The following is a 14,236-nucleotide window of genomic DNA, read 5'->3' as shown; positions in this document are numbered from 1 at the left end:
TGTGTCTGCCATGAAAACCAAAGATGCGGTTCTTGCCTCCATGCAGTCGGGTTTCCCGCGCCTGGGGCTCGCCACCCTGCCCACGCCGCTCGAGCCAATGAGGCGGCTTACGGCCCATCTGGGCGGACCGCGCCTATGGGTGAAGCGTGAGGACATGACCGGTCTTGGATTCGGCGGCAACAAACTGCGCAAGCTCGACTACGTGCTGCACGAAGCCGTCGCCTCCAACGCCGATGTGCTGGTGTCCGGTGGCGTCGTCCAGTCCAACAGTCAGCGTCAAGTCGCTGCCGCAGCAGCAAAGCTCGGCATGGAATGCCATCTGGCTGTCTATCACGGCCGTCTGGCTCCGCCGACTCCCGAGTACGAGACGTCGGGGAATATGCTACTCAACCGACTGTTCGGCGCGCATCTTCATCCCGTGCCGTGGACAGGGGATCGCAACGTCGCGATCGAACAACTGGGAAGCCGGCTGAGGCAAGAGGGACGTCGGCCTTACTTCGTTCCGTACGGAGTTTCCAGCCCACTCGGCGCGATCGCCTACGCATCAATTATCTTGGAGATCGCGGAGCAGTCGGCGGCATCAGGCATTCGACCTGCCGCGATCGTGCATTGCAGCGGTAGCGGCGGCACGCAGGCCGGCCTTGTTCTCGGCGCGTCGGTCGTGATGCCTGATACGCGAATCGTCGGCATCGACATCGATGCCGAACCCGAGCGCGTGCGATCCGACGTCATCGCCTACGGAAGAGCCGCAGCCGAGATGATCGGCGCCCCCTTCGCTGAGGATGACGTGGAGGTCATCGCCGGGCACGCCGGCCCTGGCTACGGCGTGCCGCATGCCGCGACGCTCGAAGCGATCAGGCTTGCCGGAGCGCTGGAAGCCTTGCCACTGGATCCGGTCTACTCCGGCAAGGGATTGGCAGGCTTGATAGCTCTCATACGGGAAGGGCGATGGGAGTCGGGCACAGACGTTGTGTTCATTCATACCGGCGGAACGCCCGCTCTGTTCGCCTATCAAGCTGTGCTTGAACTCTGACCGGCGATCCGCTTGAGCTGCGCCCGGGAGGCAATCGTCGCGCGCCCAGCGCCCCGGTCCGCCCCGCAGACATGACGTCCTGATCGCCCGTGAGATTCGCTTGGATCGGTTCGATGCTGTGCTATTTGGACCGGTCGTCGGGCATCGAAAACGCGCTTTGACTTAGCGCGTGGCCGTGGCCGCCGGCCCGGCCTGCGCGCGCGGCGCGCCGCGCATGCGCGCCAGCAACTCGGCCGTCGGCCAGGAATCGGCCGGCAGCCCCAGCCGGAGCTGCATCGTCTTGATGGCGATGCGGCTCTGCTGGCCGAGCACGCCGTCGACCTTGCCGACGTCGAAGCCGGCCCGGACCAGCAGCTGCTGTAGCTCCTTGATCTCGTTGAACGGCAGCTGCGCGACCGGGCCGCTGGCCTTGCGCATCGGCGGCGCGCCGGCGATGCGGGTGGCGAGATAGCCGGCCGTGGTCGAATAGATCAGCGAGTTGTTCCACTCGGTGTAGGCGGCGAAATTGGCATAGGCCAGGAACGCCGGTCCGTTGCGGCCCATCGGTAGCAGCACCGAAGCTTCGAGCGCATCGTTCGGCAGGGGCCGTCCGTCCGGATAGGTGACGCCGAGCGACCCCCATTTGCTGCGCGGCGCCTTGACGGTGAGATCGGCCTGCTCCCAGGGGAAGCTCGAGGGCACGCGAATCTCTTCCAGCCATGGCTCGCCGCGGCGCCATTTCAGGCCGGTGGCGATGTAGTTGGCGGTCGAGCCGATCACGTCGGCCGGGCTGCGCAGCAGGTTACGGCGGCCATCGCCGTCATAGTCGACGGCGTAGGTGGCGTAGTGGGTCGGCAGGAACTGGGTTTGGCCGAGTTCGCCCGCCCAGGAGCCGATCATCTCCTCCGGCGCAAGGTCGCCACGGTCGATGACCTTCAGCGCGGCGATGGTCTCGTTCTGGAAGCGCTCGCTGCGGCGGCAGTCATAGGCGAGCGACACCAGCGACGGCAGCACCGGCAGGTTGCCCATGTTGGCGCCGAAATCGCTTTCCAGGCCCCAGAACGCGGCGATGACCGCCGGCGGCACGCCATACTCCTTCTCGGCGCGCGTGAACGCCGCCGCATGCATCCTGATGTGCTGCTGGCCGTTCTGCATCCGGTAGCTTGCGGCCATGCGGCCGGCGAACTCGGTGAACAGCTGGCCGAACACGCGCTGGCCGCGGTCGCGGTTGACGATGCCCTGGTCATAGGTGAGGTACGGCGAGGCCGCCGCGATCGCGCGCTGCGACACGCCCTCGGTGACGGCGCGCTGCTTCAGCTCGGTGAGAAAGCGGTCGAAGCTCTGGCCGTTATGGCAGGCCGCCGCGCGCGATGACGGCGCCGGCCGGGGGCGCGGAGCGGCAACCTCCGGCGCCATTTGCGCCGCGGCGGTGACAACCAGCATGAACGAGGTTGCGAGCGCGCTGAAGGTCACGCGCAAGGCAGTCGAAGAGCTTCGCATCCGGTCTCACCGATGGCTATCTAATCCCTTGTCGGACCATCGATATCCGATGCGCGGTCAAAAAGGAAAGGGAATGGCGAATCGCCGGGAGCGAAGCAGATCGCCCCGTCGGCCGTCGCCACCTGCCATTCGCCGCTACGCCACCTTGGCCAGCGCCGCCTGCGCCTCGCTCTGGATCCGCTCGAGATGCGCCGCGTCGCGGAAGCTCTCGGCATAGAGCTTGTTGACGTCCTCCGTGCCCGACGGGCGCGCCGCAAACCAGCCGTACTCGGTCTCGACCTTGACGCCGCCGAACGACTGGCCATTGCCGGGCGCCTTGGTGTGGACGGCGCGCACGGGATCGCCGGCCAGCTCCTTGAGCCCGAGCTGCTCAGGCGTCAGTGCCTTCAGCGCTGCCTTCTGCGGCGGGCTGGCCGGCACGTCGATGCGCGCATAGACCGGCGCGCCGAGCTCGGCCGTCAGTTCCTTGTACAGCTCGCTCGGATCGCGGCCGCGCTTGGCCATGATCTCGGCGGCGAGCAGGCCGAGAATGAGGCCGTCCTTGTCGGTGGTCCACACCGTGCCGTCGCGCTTGAGGAACGAGGCGCCGGCGCTTTCCTCGCCGGCGAAGCCGAAGCCGCCGGAGCCGAGGCCCTCGACGAACCATTTGAAGCCGACGGGGGTCTCGACCAGCTTGCGGCCGAGCTTGCGCGCGACGCGGTCGATCATCGAGCTCGACACGATGGTCTTGCCGATGGCGGCATCGCTGCGCCAGTCGGGTCGATGCGCAAAGAGATAGGAAATCGCGGTCGCGAGATAGTGGTTCGGATTCATCAGCCCGCCCGTGCGCGTCACGATGCCGTGGCGGTCGGCGTCGGTGTCGTTGGCGAAGGCGACGTCGAAGCGCTCGCGCATGCCGATCAGGCTCGCCATCGCGTAGGGCGACGAACAGTCCATGCGGATCTTGCCATCCCAGTCCGCGGTCATGAAGCGGAAGGTCGGATCGACGACGTCGTTCACGATCGTTGCATCGAGACCATAGCGCTCGATGATCGGGGCCCAGTAATGCACCGCGGCGCCGCCGAGTGGATCGATGCCGATCTTGATGCCGGCGGACTTGATCGCGTCGAGGTCGACGACGTTGGCAAGATCCGCGACATAGGGCGTGAGGTAGTCATGCGGATGGACGGAGCCGCGCTGGCGCGCCTGCCGGTAGCTGATGCGCGACACGCCATCGAGATCGTTGGCCAGATAGACATTGGCCTGCCGCTCGATCTCGGCCGTCGCGTCGGTGTCGGCGGGGCCGCCATGCGGCGGATTGTATTTGTAGCCGCCGTCCTCGGGCGGATTGTGCGACGGGGTGATGACGACGCCGTCCGCAAGATGCGAGGTGCGGCCCTTGTTGTAGGAGATGATGGCGTGCGAGATCACCGGAGTCGGCGTGTAGCCGCCGTCCTTGTCGATCATGACCTCGACGCCGTTGGCGCCGAACACTTCCAGCGCGCTGGCGAGTGCGGGCTCGGCGAGGGCATGGGTGTCGATCCCGACGAACAGGGGGCCGTCGAGCCCCTGCTGTCGCCGGTAGTCGCACAGCGCCTGCGTGGTGGCCAGAATGTGGTTCTCGTTGAAGCCGGTCTTCAGCGACGAGCCGCGATGGCCGGACGTGCCGAACGCGACGCGCTGGGTCGGCTCGTGCGGATCGGGCTTCAGCGCGTAGTAGGCCGTGATCAGCCGCGGAATATTGGCGAGCGCGGCATTGGCGATCGGCTTGCCGGCAGCGGGGTCTGTCTTGGCCATGGAGCATCCTTCGCAAGTTCAAGAACATCGGCGGCGGCGCTTCGTTCCGCGCCGCGGGCGCGTGGAACGACCGGCCGTATCGACTGGATTGCCGCCCAACATGGCGGTGTGCGGTGATCCGATCAACGGAATTCGTGCCAACCGCATGACGGGCGTGGGCGGAACGGCCGGTCAATCCGTCAGCTCGTAGATGAGATGTCCGGGTCCGACCAGCTTGGCGCTGAAATTCGCGGTCCTGCCGGCCAGCGCCGCGAAATTTCCGGATGCCAGCTTGAACACCACCTTGCCGGTCGCCTCGGAAATGGCGGGGCTGCCGTTCTTCATCACGACGGATCCGGTCCCTTCGGCCAGCACCGCCACTGCATAGCCGTCCGTCATGCGGTGAATGCCGGCGCCGTACAGATACGTTCCCTTCTGGTTCTCCCATTCGGAGGCGACGTTGGCGGTGTAGATCGCGCCCTTCATCAGGCCGTCGGTCCCGACGCAGGAATATTGGAAGCTGACCAGCATGTGACCGGGACGGTCGCCGATCGGCTCCAGGCCCATGGTGCCGACGATCGTGCAGTCGTAGCGGGCGATGGTGTCGGCGCGCGCCGCACCGAGGCCGGCGACCAGGCCGAGCGCGAGCCCTGCGGCGGATATGCGATGTGACATTGTCATCGGCGTGTCCCCCCACCTGATTGATGAAGTCGATACTACTACCTTAAAGCGTGTGTGTGTCCCGCTCTTTCTCTGCAGGTGAGGCTTTCTTCAGCATGTCGCCGCCGCAGCTGTCTGGCGGTCGGCAGGATCGGCCGCTTCATGCGCGCACCATTAACCACGCCGCGCTGTGAGAGCCGTGCCGGACCAACAAATAAGTCTGAGTTTAACGCATGGCCGTCGAGATGGGAGGCCAGCGCAGATCGCGTGTGCATCGTGCGCAAGAGAGTTCGTCAGGAGCGGAAAGTGAGAGCGCTTGTTATCGGCGCGTGGGCCGTCGTTTCAGTCTTGACCCTGGCTGGCTGCAGCCATCCGGTCACGCCGCAGGTGGCATCACCGTGTGTGGATCTCAGTGGCAAGGCCTGCGCGGAGAGTGCAGCGGTCGGCCAGCCGCCGCCGTCCGGGGAAGCCGCCATGGTGCACCGCAAATCCGCGGCCGGCGTTGCCCGTCGCGCGGCATTGCAGCGCAAGCACGCACGTGCCGCCAGGAAACGGGCGGCGTCCCATGTCGTCGCCGCCAAGCCGATCGAGCCGGCGGTGCGGACGCCACGGCCGGATCCAACGCCGCTGCCTGCTGCTCCCGCGCCAGCAGCCAAGATTCCGTCCGTCCCGACCGCTGCTCCCCCGAGTCCTGCCAAGGTCCAGAGCGAGGTCATGATTGCGGCGGTCACGGTGGCGGCCGAACTGGCCGAGCGGATGACTGCGCTGCGCGTCCCCGAGGCGCCGGGCGACACTCATCTGGTCGCCGTGGTCCTGGCGCGCCCGAATGTGCATGCGATTGCCGATCTCAGCGGCAAGGTGATCGCGATCGACGAGCGCTACGCCAAATCGAATGCCAGGATCACCGCCGCGATGTCCACGGCCGGCGCCTCCGAGGTGCTGCTCCTGGAAGGGCAGGCGACCGCGATCACCCGGCTGACCAACGGCGAGGTGGCGGCGGCCGTCGTCGCCCTTGCCTCGCCCGAGGCCGCCGAGGCGTTTCCGAAGATCGAGGGCTTCCGCCTGTTCTCGGTCGTGTTGCCGAAGCCGTAGCTGCGGCATCGGAGCCGGCTGCTGCCGGCCGCCTCAGGCCGCCGTCTTGGTCGTTCTCTTCGCAGCGGCCTTTGCCGGTGGCTTCTTCTTGGCAGGCTTGCCGGCCGGCGGCTTTCCCGGTGACGCCTCAGCCGGCTTGTCGGCCTTCTTTTCCGGCTTTTTCGGCAGCTCGGCTGCTGCGGCCTGCCGCATCGCGCGGGCATAGCTGTCGGCGGCGTTGTCCGCGGAGATCAGCAGCCGGCGCGCCGCGGCATTGGCCTGCTCGACCACTTCCCGGGCGAGCATCTTGAAGCGCTCCTTGGCGTCCTTGTCCTTGGCTTTCACGGCCATGCCGCTGAAGCGGTCCCGCCGCTTCTTCGCCGCCGCCAGAATGGTCTTGTTGTGCTGCTTGGCCAGTTGCCGGATCACGGCATCAAGATCGGCATCCGCCATCGTCGTCCCCAAACACCCCTGAGAATCAGCGCGCCCGTCGCGCAAAGCGCGCGGACTATGCTATCGGCGCTCCCGCTTTGCAATCGGGGTACCATGGGAGGGGTGCCGTCGCCTATGCCTGCCGTCGGTGCCGGTGAGGGCGCATCCGCTCACGGCGCATCGGGCCGGCGCTGATCCCTCGCATGGCAGTCATGCCGCGGTCGCTGGTGCAGCGGCACCGCCCGCAACGCGGTTACGACAATCGGAAACGCATCGTAACCGAATCCGCGCAATCGCATCAATTCCAACGCAACGGTTGACCAGCAACATCGGTCTGCAAGAGCACCTGTTTGTTGGAGCGCGACGTGCCGACCGGATATCGATACCTCAAGCTTCTGTCGCGGTTTCGTCGTGACCAGAACGGTAATATCGCGATTATCTTCGCGCTCGCGCTGCTGCCGATCCTGACCTTCGTCGGCTCCGCGGTCGACTACTCGCTCGCGGTGCGCGCCAAGGCGAAGCTATCCGCCTCGATGGACGCCGCCATGCTGGCGGCGACCGCCTATACCGCCATGCGCGGGACCGCGTCGGACGCCAAGACCGCGGCGACCAACATGTTCAATGGCCAGATGTCGGCCCACAATCTCGCCTCGAACTCCCTCAACATCACCATCACCGACAGCGTGACGGCACGAACCGTGACGGGCACCGCCACCGTCGTGGTCAAGACGGCGTTCATGTACATGTTCGGCTACCCGACCATGACGGTCTCGGCCTCGTCGTCGGCCTCGGCGTCGTTCCCGACCTACATGGATTTCTACGTTCTCGTCGACAACTCGCCGTCGCAGGGGCTCGGCGCGACCACGGCCGACATGACGTTGCTGCAGAACGCGACGTCCGACAAATGCGCGTTCGCCTGCCACGACACCTACACGTCGAGCTCGAAGAAGACCCTGCAGACCAACAGCTACTATCAGATCGCCAAGAATAAGGGCGTGACGATGCGCATCGACGTGGTCAGGTCCGCGACCCAGTCGCTCACGGACACGGCGACATCGAGCCAGGTCGTCAGCAACCAGTACCGCATGGCGGTCTACAGCATGGGCAGCGACTGCGGCTCGTTGGGGTTGTCCACCATCGCGAGCCTGTCGTCGAGCATGTCCTCGGTGAAATCGTCGGTCGGGTCGCTGGACCTGATGACGATCCCCTACAGCGGCTACAACAACGACATGTGCAGCGATTTCGACGGCACCATGTCCGCAATGAATGGTGTGATCCCCGCGCAGGGCGACGGCTCGTCGACGAGCCCGCAGAAATGGCTGTTCTTCGTCTCCGACGGCGTTGCGGACTATTCCTATCCCACGACCTGCAGCAAGACCGTGCTCTCCGGCGGACGCTGCCAGGAGCCGCTGAACACGACGACCTGCAATACGCTGAAGGCCCGCGGCGTCAAGATCGCGGTGCTCTACACCACCTATCTCGCGATCACCAACAACAGCTGGTACACGACCTATATCGCGCCGTGGCGCGACTCGATCGGAACCGTCATGAAGTCCTGCGCCAGCCCCGGCTACTACTACGAGGTCGACTCCAGCGGCAGCATCGGCGCGGCCCTGACGGCGCTGTTCCAGCAGGCCATCGCCTCGGCGCATCTGACGCAGTAGGGCGGGGCATCAGGGCTCGGACGCCTGCAGCGCGACCAGCTGCCCGAGCGCCGCTCGATCGTTGAGCACGGCGACCGTTTCGCGGCGGGAAAGAAAGCGGATCGCCTGTTCGAAGCAGCCGGCCTCGGCAATCCTCGCTTTGGCGGTGGCAAGGTCGACATCGATATCGCCCGGCTCGCGCGGCCGCGGCGCCGGCAGGGCGTCCACGTGATGGCGGCGGAGCACGGCATCCTGCCGGAGCTCGACCAGCGCAGCTCGACGTCGCGGCCGAAGCTCATCCGCAAGCTCCCTGGCGCGCACCAGCACCCGCGGCGGGATACGATCCTCGGGCGTCGTGAACAGGCGTGCGCCGCTGCCGCGGGCCGCGGTGAGCAGGCCGATCGGAATGGCGAGCACGAGCCCGGCGATGACCGGCGACATCCAGGCCAGCAGGGGCACGGAGACCGCGGTGGCGCTGGCCGCCATGGCGAGGCCGCAGATCGTCGGCAGCGCGAACTTGCGATAGATCTCCCGCCGGCTGACACCGCCGTCGCTGCGGCGCTGCACCTGCCAGCCGGCGTCGCGGCCGAGCAGGATCTCGATCACGGCGACCGACTGGAAGATCATCATCGAGGGCGCGATCAGCGCCGAAAGCACCGTCTCCGCCAGCACGGCGGAGCAGAGGCGCAAGCCGCCGCCAAAGCCTCGGCGCCTGCTGGGCGTGAACAGGGTCGCGAGACAGGCGAGCAGCTTCGGCACCATGAGCAGGCCGATGGTGGCGGCAAAGACCTGGGCGGCGAGCACCGGATCCTGGGCCGGCCAGGTCGGAAACAGCGCAAAGCCCTTCGGGAAGTATTCGGGCCTGACGAAATTGGCCTGCAGCGAGATCAGGATGCCGAGCACGAGGAAGGCGAACCACAAGGGGGCGGTGACATAGGCGCCGATGCCGATCAGAAGATGCAGCCGTGACGCCCAATGCAGGCCGCGCGCCGGCAGCACGGCCAGATGCTGCAGATTGCCCTGGCACCAGCGCCGGTCGCGCGCGGCGTAGTCGATCAGCGACGGTGGAACCTCCTCGTAGCTGCCATCGAGGTCGACGGTCATGTAGATCCCCCAGCCGGCGCGGCGCATCAACGCGGCCTCGACGAAGTCATGGCTGAGGATATGTCCCCCGAACGGCTTGCGCCCGCGTAGTTCCGGCAGCGCAGCGTCCTGCGCGAACGCCGCCACGCGGATGATGGCATTGTGTCCCCAATAATTGCCCTCAGAGCCGTACCACCAGGCATTGCCGGCCGCGACCATCGGCCCGTAGAGCCGGCCCGCGAATTGCTGCAGCCGCGCGAACAGGCTGGTGCCGTTGACGATCACGGGAAGGGTCTGGATCAGCGCCGCCTGCGGCGCGCGCTCCATGGCGTCGACCAGCCGCACCACGGTCGCCCCGCTCATCAGGCTGTCGGCATCGAGAATGATCATGTGCGCGTAGGCCGCGCCGAAGCGCCGGACCCAGTCGGCGATGTTGCCGGACTTGCGGGCGACATTGTCGGCGCGGTGCCGGTAGAACACACGATCGGTGCCGCGGGCCTTGCGCAGGGCGAGAAAGGCGGCCTCCTCGCCGATCCAGATGTCGGGATCGGTGGTGTCGCTGAGCAGAAACCAGTCGAAATGCTCGGACTGGCCGGTGGCGGCGATCGACTCGATCATCGCGCGCAGCCGCACCATCACGGCGTCCGGATCCTCATTGTAGGTCGGCAGCAGCATGGCTGTGCGACTCGAGAGCCTGGGCAGAGGACCGTCGATGTCGATCGGGATCGTATCCTGCCGCCGCGCCAACATCAGGCAGAAGCCGGCCAGCGCCGTGACGAACGCGAAGGCGATCCAGGCGAGAAGAATGGAAAACAGCGCAAGCACCAGGCCCTCGAGCACGGTCACGCCGCCGACTTCGACGACCTCGTACATCTTGGTGATGCCCGCGAACGTCAGGGCTGCGGTGCCGGCAAGAAGGAGACCGCGACGGAGCGCGATGCGCCACCCGCTGCTGATCTCGGCTCTGCCGGGCGCTGCGTGATGCAGCGGCGACGGCACCATCTCGCGCGGTGCCTCGGCGGGGAGGAAGTCCGAGCCCATCCCCTCATGAGGCGGGCGCTGCAGCCTTGCGCTTACGGCGTCCATCGATAGATCCAGGTCTCTGAGATCAGCTTGTCGCCGACGAACAGCTCGGCCCTCAGTTCGACCGGCGCGTCTTCGACGGCGCACTGGAAGCTCAATCGCCATCCTCCGGTTTCGGGATTGGGCTGCGCGACGATGTCGGTCACTGCGGATTTCCCGGCGCTGACCACGCCCTTCACGCCGCCCGGATCGAGGCCCTTCAGGATGTCGCCCGCCAGTTCGAGGACAAATTGTCGTCCCTCGCCGCGCGCGCCGACGCCGGTGCGGGTGACGCGTGCCAGCCCGTGCGGCTTCGGCATATCCGGCCCCCAATGCAGGCGATAGGTCATGTTGTGCTCGCCCTTGGCGGCGAGCGGCGTCTTCGGCCGCCAGAAGGCGGCGATGTTGTCGTGGATCTCCTGCTTGGTCGGAATCTCGAACAGCACCACCGCGCCTTCGCCCCAATCCCCGATCGGTTCGATCCACAGGCTCGGCCGCCGTTCGAAATGCGATTCGAGATCCTGGTAGGCAGTGAATTGTCTTTCTCGCTGCATCAGGCCGAAGCCGCGCGGGTTGAGATCATTGAAGACGCTGACCTGCAGATCGCGCGGGTTGCTCAGGGGCCGCCAGAGCTGCTCGCCCTTGCCGTTGAACATCGCAAGCCCGTCGGAATCGTGCACCGCGGGCCGGAAGTCGTCGACGTCGTTGCGATCATTGGGGCCGAAGAAGAACATGCTGGTCATCGGCGCCAGCCCGGCGTGGCCGATCTCGACGCGCGGATACAGTGAGGCCTCGACATCGAACACGGTGGTCTCGCCGGGGCGGATCGTGAAACGGTAGGAACCGGTCGCGCTCTTGCTGTCGAGCAGCGCATGAACCACCATCGCGGTGGTGCCGGGCACGGGCTTCTCGAGCCAGAACGCCTTGAAGACGGGAAACTCCTCGCCCTTCGCTTCGCCGGTGTCGATCGACAGCCCGCGCGCCGAAAGCCCGTAGATCTCGCCCTTGGCAACGGCGCGGAAATAGCTCGCACCGAGAAAGACGCAGACCTCGTCATAATAGTCCGGCCGATTGATCGGCGCGTGAATCCGGAAGCCGGCAAAGCCGAGATCGGTCGCCGGGAATGCGGGGACCTGCGGACCGAACGCGAAGTCGTCAGGACGATAGGCCACAGGTCTGGCCTGTCCGTCGGACACCTCGTAGATGTCGACCCGGTCCTTGTAGATGGAGCCGCGGTGAAAGAACTGCGCCTGAAATGGCAGATTCTCGCTGCGCCACAACGCGTGATCCGGCAGGAAACGGATCGAGCGATAGGCATCGTAGTCGAGCTTGGCCAGTGCGTCCGGCAGCTGATTGTCCGGCGCGGCGTAGGGCTTGGCGGCGAGGCTGCGCGCGAGATCGCGCACATAGGCCGCATTGAACGGTTGGCTTGCAGGCGCTGCCGCGGCTGCGCCCCGCACCAGCGATGCGGCGACGGGGATTGCAGCCGCAGATTGAATGAACTGACGGCGATTCAACTGAGTCTCACTTTTCTGCGTGGAACTGCGAAGCAACCATTCTGGAGCCATGCGGTTCCATCCCGAATTGAGGTTGCCGCGGTGGCGCGGGCCGCGGCGGTCTCCGGCCTGGCGCAAGTACGCCCTGCATGTGCAGACCGCCTCGCCCGATGGGGCGTGATCGCGCTATGCGCGTGCGCGGTGCTGACATACGACGGGGAATTGATGTCGCTGGTCGGCGAATGTGTGGCTGCGAGCGGCGATGATTGCTGGAGCCGGCGCATGTTTCGATACCCAACCGCCGATCGCTTGCGAAACTTGCAAGTCATCATGTCCGAGGCGTCATGAACGCAAGCTGAGCGATCGTCGGACGTGGCGATGAAGATTGGGACGAGACCTCAACAGACGCCCGACCGGGCGCGCGCCTCACCTTCCGATGACGCCGATCAGACGCGGGCGGCCTGCGAGCGAGGTCCGGGACGCGACGGCGCGCAGCCATTCGCGGAAGCTGACGACCTCCGGACAGTCCGCGGTGCCTTCAGGCGCAATCAGCCAATCCCCCAGACCGGATCCCTCATCGATCCGATCGCAGCGATAGCCCGGATGGTGGCCGAGACCGCGGGCGATCAGCAGGTCGACCTTGCCTTCGACCAACTCATGCAGGCCGGCGGGCTGCAGCACCCGCAAGCCGATGTCCGCATGCGCGCCGCGGAACTCCGCCAATGCGAGGTGGCGGAGGTCGAAGCCGCCATGGACCCCCAACTGCAGCAGCACCGCACCCGCCGGTTTCAAGCGCGAGGTCGCTTCCGCAATGTGCCGAAAGCCGGCGGAGATCCCGGGCAGATAGGCCTGACCGGCCGCGGTCAGGATGAGCTGCTTATGCAGCCGCTCGAACAGGCGGACGCCGAGGCGTCCCTCCAGCGCTTTCACCTGCTGTCCCACAGCGGCGGGCGTCACGTGTAGCTCGTGCGCGGCTAGCTTGAAGCTGAGATGCCGTGCGGCGGCTTCGAATGCGCGGAGCGCGTTGAGGGGTGGAAGGGCGTAGGTCATCGCGCTGCAATCTGACACGGACGGGCCGCCACCTTGCAATAGATTTTCTAGCGCTTGGCCGAAGAAACCATGCTTTGCGTGGACTTCGTGTCCCCGCCTACGGTCGGTTCGCAAATCCGCAAATCCTGTCCGCCAGCGAAGTCCGTGAGCGCGGCCTGTTCGAGAGGTGTCCCATGGCTGAGATCATCCATCCCTTCTACGAGTCGGAGCGCGGTGCCATGGAGGCCGCGATGCGCCACCGCCTCGATCTTGCCGACGCGATGTTGCGTGAGCGCGCGCATCTATCCGATATCGATGGCATCAGGCGGGAGGTGATGGACGAATTCCAAATCGTGCTCACGCAAATGCCCTATGTCGGAGGCACGGCAAGCCGCATGACCGAGTTCTTCATGCGTCTCATCGGCTTCATGGCCATCGGCCGCGTGCTGCGGCGACACGGCGTAGCGCTGTCCGTGATCGGCGAAATCGAGCGGGAGACCTACAAGGCGCAACTGCTCACAGTGCCGGAAGCGGAGCGTCTCGCCTCGGGGCGCCACTTCATGTCGTCGGAGAATCAGGCTTTCCTGCGCGAGCAGGCGATAAGGAGCGCCACAGAAAGCCATCAGAAGGAGTTTCCGGAGGATTTCATCTACGATTTCGTCGAGCCGGGCCCGGGTGACAACTTCGAATTCGGCATCAACTATAAAGCCTGCGGTTTCTGCAAGTTCGCGGCTCGTCATGGAGACAAAGAGATCCTGCCGAACATTTGTGGGCTCGATTTCGACGCCTATGCAACCCGAGGCATCCACCTGGAACGGACACAAACCCTGGCCGGCGGCGCGAACCACTGCAATTTTCGATACTCCCGGCTCCCGTCGGACTAGGACGACGCACGTGTCCGGTTCGGATCATTCGCCAGGGTGCAGGATGTGAAGAGCTTTCCGGATGCCGCGCACCTTGGTTAAGCATCGGAGCTTCCATGAGGTCCGGTGTCCTTCGCAGGGGCGGCCTTCATTCCATCGGCTCAGGTAATCGGTTGCCCTGGTGAAAGAGCGATGTCATGGCCGCCGGGGCAGGGCCGCGCTGAGATTTTGACAGCGCCGCTCATTGGCCCGGCTGTCCTCAATCTCGGATTGTGTCCTTATTCCTATTCCCTTTCCGATGATCTGTGCAATGATGACACCGGGAGGCAGGCATCCGGCTCGTTCGATCGCGGCATCTCGCAGATTGCGCGAGCAAGTGTGGTGATCTCAGTCTGTGCAAGACGAAGTCAGACGGATTTATCGATGATGAAAAAGGTATTGCCGGTAGGGCTGCTATTGCTCGGTGCGGTCCTGTTATATGTCTATTTCGATACCCGGTTACCGCCCGGCGTTCAGGCCAAGGGCGGCGAGGATTGGGTCAACAGCCTGTCTTTGGTTTCCTCGATCATCTCCATTCTCGGAGGCGTCGTCAGCGTGACACTTCAGGTGATCCAGCATCGCAGGGGGTAG

General features: G+C 65.6%; 12 protein-coding genes. 5 read left to right on the top strand and 7 right to left on the bottom strand.

Features of this window, described 5'->3' with window-relative positions; genetic code table 11:
• Window positions 1-10: 10 nt before the first annotated feature.
• Entirely contained in the window at window positions 11-1,033 is a 1,023-nt protein-coding gene (locus LQG66_RS14460) for a D-cysteine desulfhydrase family protein (RefSeq protein ID WP_231326885.1), read from the top strand.
• A 162-nt stretch (window positions 1,034-1,195) separates the two neighbouring features.
• On the opposite strand, the gene LQG66_RS14455 is transcribed toward LQG66_RS14460, so the two are convergent.
• The 3 genes from LQG66_RS14455 to LQG66_RS14445 form a co-directional block, all read right to left on the bottom strand.
• The gene (locus LQG66_RS14455) at window positions 1,196-2,428 is read right to left on the bottom strand and encodes a lytic murein transglycosylase (RefSeq protein ID WP_231327781.1); all 1,233 of its coding nucleotides are present in this window, start codon (window positions 2,426-2,428) and stop codon (window positions 1,196-1,198) included.
• Between the two features lie 219 nt (window positions 2,429-2,647).
• Window positions 2,648-4,288, bottom strand: coding sequence for a phosphoglucomutase (alpha-D-glucose-1,6-bisphosphate-dependent) (gene pgm, locus LQG66_RS14450; RefSeq protein ID WP_231326884.1), 1,641 nt, complete (start codon window positions 4,286-4,288; stop codon window positions 2,648-2,650).
• 171 nt (window positions 4,289-4,459) lie between these two features.
• Window positions 4,460-4,948, bottom strand: coding sequence for a hypothetical protein (locus LQG66_RS14445; RefSeq protein ID WP_231326883.1), 489 nt, complete (start codon window positions 4,946-4,948; stop codon window positions 4,460-4,462).
• 285 nt (window positions 4,949-5,233) lie between these two features.
• Between LQG66_RS14445 and LQG66_RS14440 the strand changes: the two genes are divergently transcribed.
• Window positions 5,234-6,019 (top strand): hypothetical protein, encoded by a 786-nt coding sequence (locus LQG66_RS14440; protein WP_231326882.1) that lies wholly within the window; start codon window positions 5,234-5,236, stop codon window positions 6,017-6,019.
• A gap of 33 nt (window positions 6,020-6,052) precedes the next feature.
• Here LQG66_RS14440 and LQG66_RS14435 read toward each other — a convergent pair whose 3' ends face one another.
• Window positions 6,053-6,451, bottom strand: coding sequence for a hypothetical protein (locus LQG66_RS14435; protein WP_231326881.1), 399 nt, complete (start codon window positions 6,449-6,451; stop codon window positions 6,053-6,055).
• A gap of 344 nt (window positions 6,452-6,795) precedes the next feature.
• On the opposite strand from LQG66_RS14435, the gene LQG66_RS14430 reads away from it, so the two are divergent.
• Complete coding sequence (locus LQG66_RS14430; protein WP_231326880.1) at window positions 6,796-8,094, top strand: TadE/TadG family type IV pilus assembly protein; 1,299 nt, start codon at window positions 6,796-6,798, stop codon at window positions 8,092-8,094.
• Window positions 8,095-8,103: 9 nt separating this feature from the next.
• Here the strand turns inward: LQG66_RS14430 and mdoH are convergent, their stop codons facing one another.
• From mdoH to LQG66_RS14415, 3 genes are all read right to left on the bottom strand, one after another.
• On the bottom strand, window positions 8,104-10,242 hold the full coding sequence (gene mdoH, locus LQG66_RS14425) for a glucans biosynthesis glucosyltransferase MdoH (protein WP_231326879.1): 2,139 nt from the start codon (window positions 10,240-10,242) through the stop codon (window positions 8,104-8,106).
• The gene (locus LQG66_RS14420) at window positions 10,230-11,735 is read right to left on the bottom strand and encodes a glucan biosynthesis protein G (protein WP_231326878.1); all 1,506 of its coding nucleotides are present in this window, start codon (window positions 11,733-11,735) and stop codon (window positions 10,230-10,232) included. Before LQG66_RS14420 ends, mdoH begins: the two co-directional genes overlap by 13 nt.
• Before the next feature lie 405 nt (window positions 11,736-12,140).
• Window positions 12,141-12,764 carry a LysR family transcriptional regulator gene (locus tag LQG66_RS14415; RefSeq protein ID WP_231326877.1) on the bottom strand — a complete coding sequence of 208 codons (624 nt, stop codon included), beginning with the start codon at window positions 12,762-12,764 and terminating at the stop codon, window positions 12,141-12,143.
• Between the two features lie 173 nt (window positions 12,765-12,937).
• Between LQG66_RS14415 and LQG66_RS14410 the strand changes: the two genes are divergently transcribed.
• Complete coding sequence (locus LQG66_RS14410) at window positions 12,938-13,627, top strand: L-2-amino-thiazoline-4-carboxylic acid hydrolase (protein ID WP_231326876.1); 690 nt, start codon at window positions 12,938-12,940, stop codon at window positions 13,625-13,627.
• Window positions 13,628-13,798: 171 nt separating this feature from the next.
• On the top strand, window positions 13,799-14,236 hold the full coding sequence (locus LQG66_RS14405) for a hypothetical protein (RefSeq protein ID WP_231326875.1): 438 nt from the start codon (window positions 13,799-13,801) through the stop codon (window positions 14,234-14,236).

Origin of the sequence: Bradyrhizobium ontarionense (genome assembly GCF_021088345.1) — a bacterium.
In the GTDB taxonomy this organism is placed as follows: Bacteria; Pseudomonadota; Alphaproteobacteria; order Rhizobiales; family Xanthobacteraceae; genus Bradyrhizobium; species Bradyrhizobium ontarionense.
The sequence above is the reverse complement of the archived record's forward strand: the minus strand, read 5'-3'. Positions and strand labels throughout refer to the sequence as shown.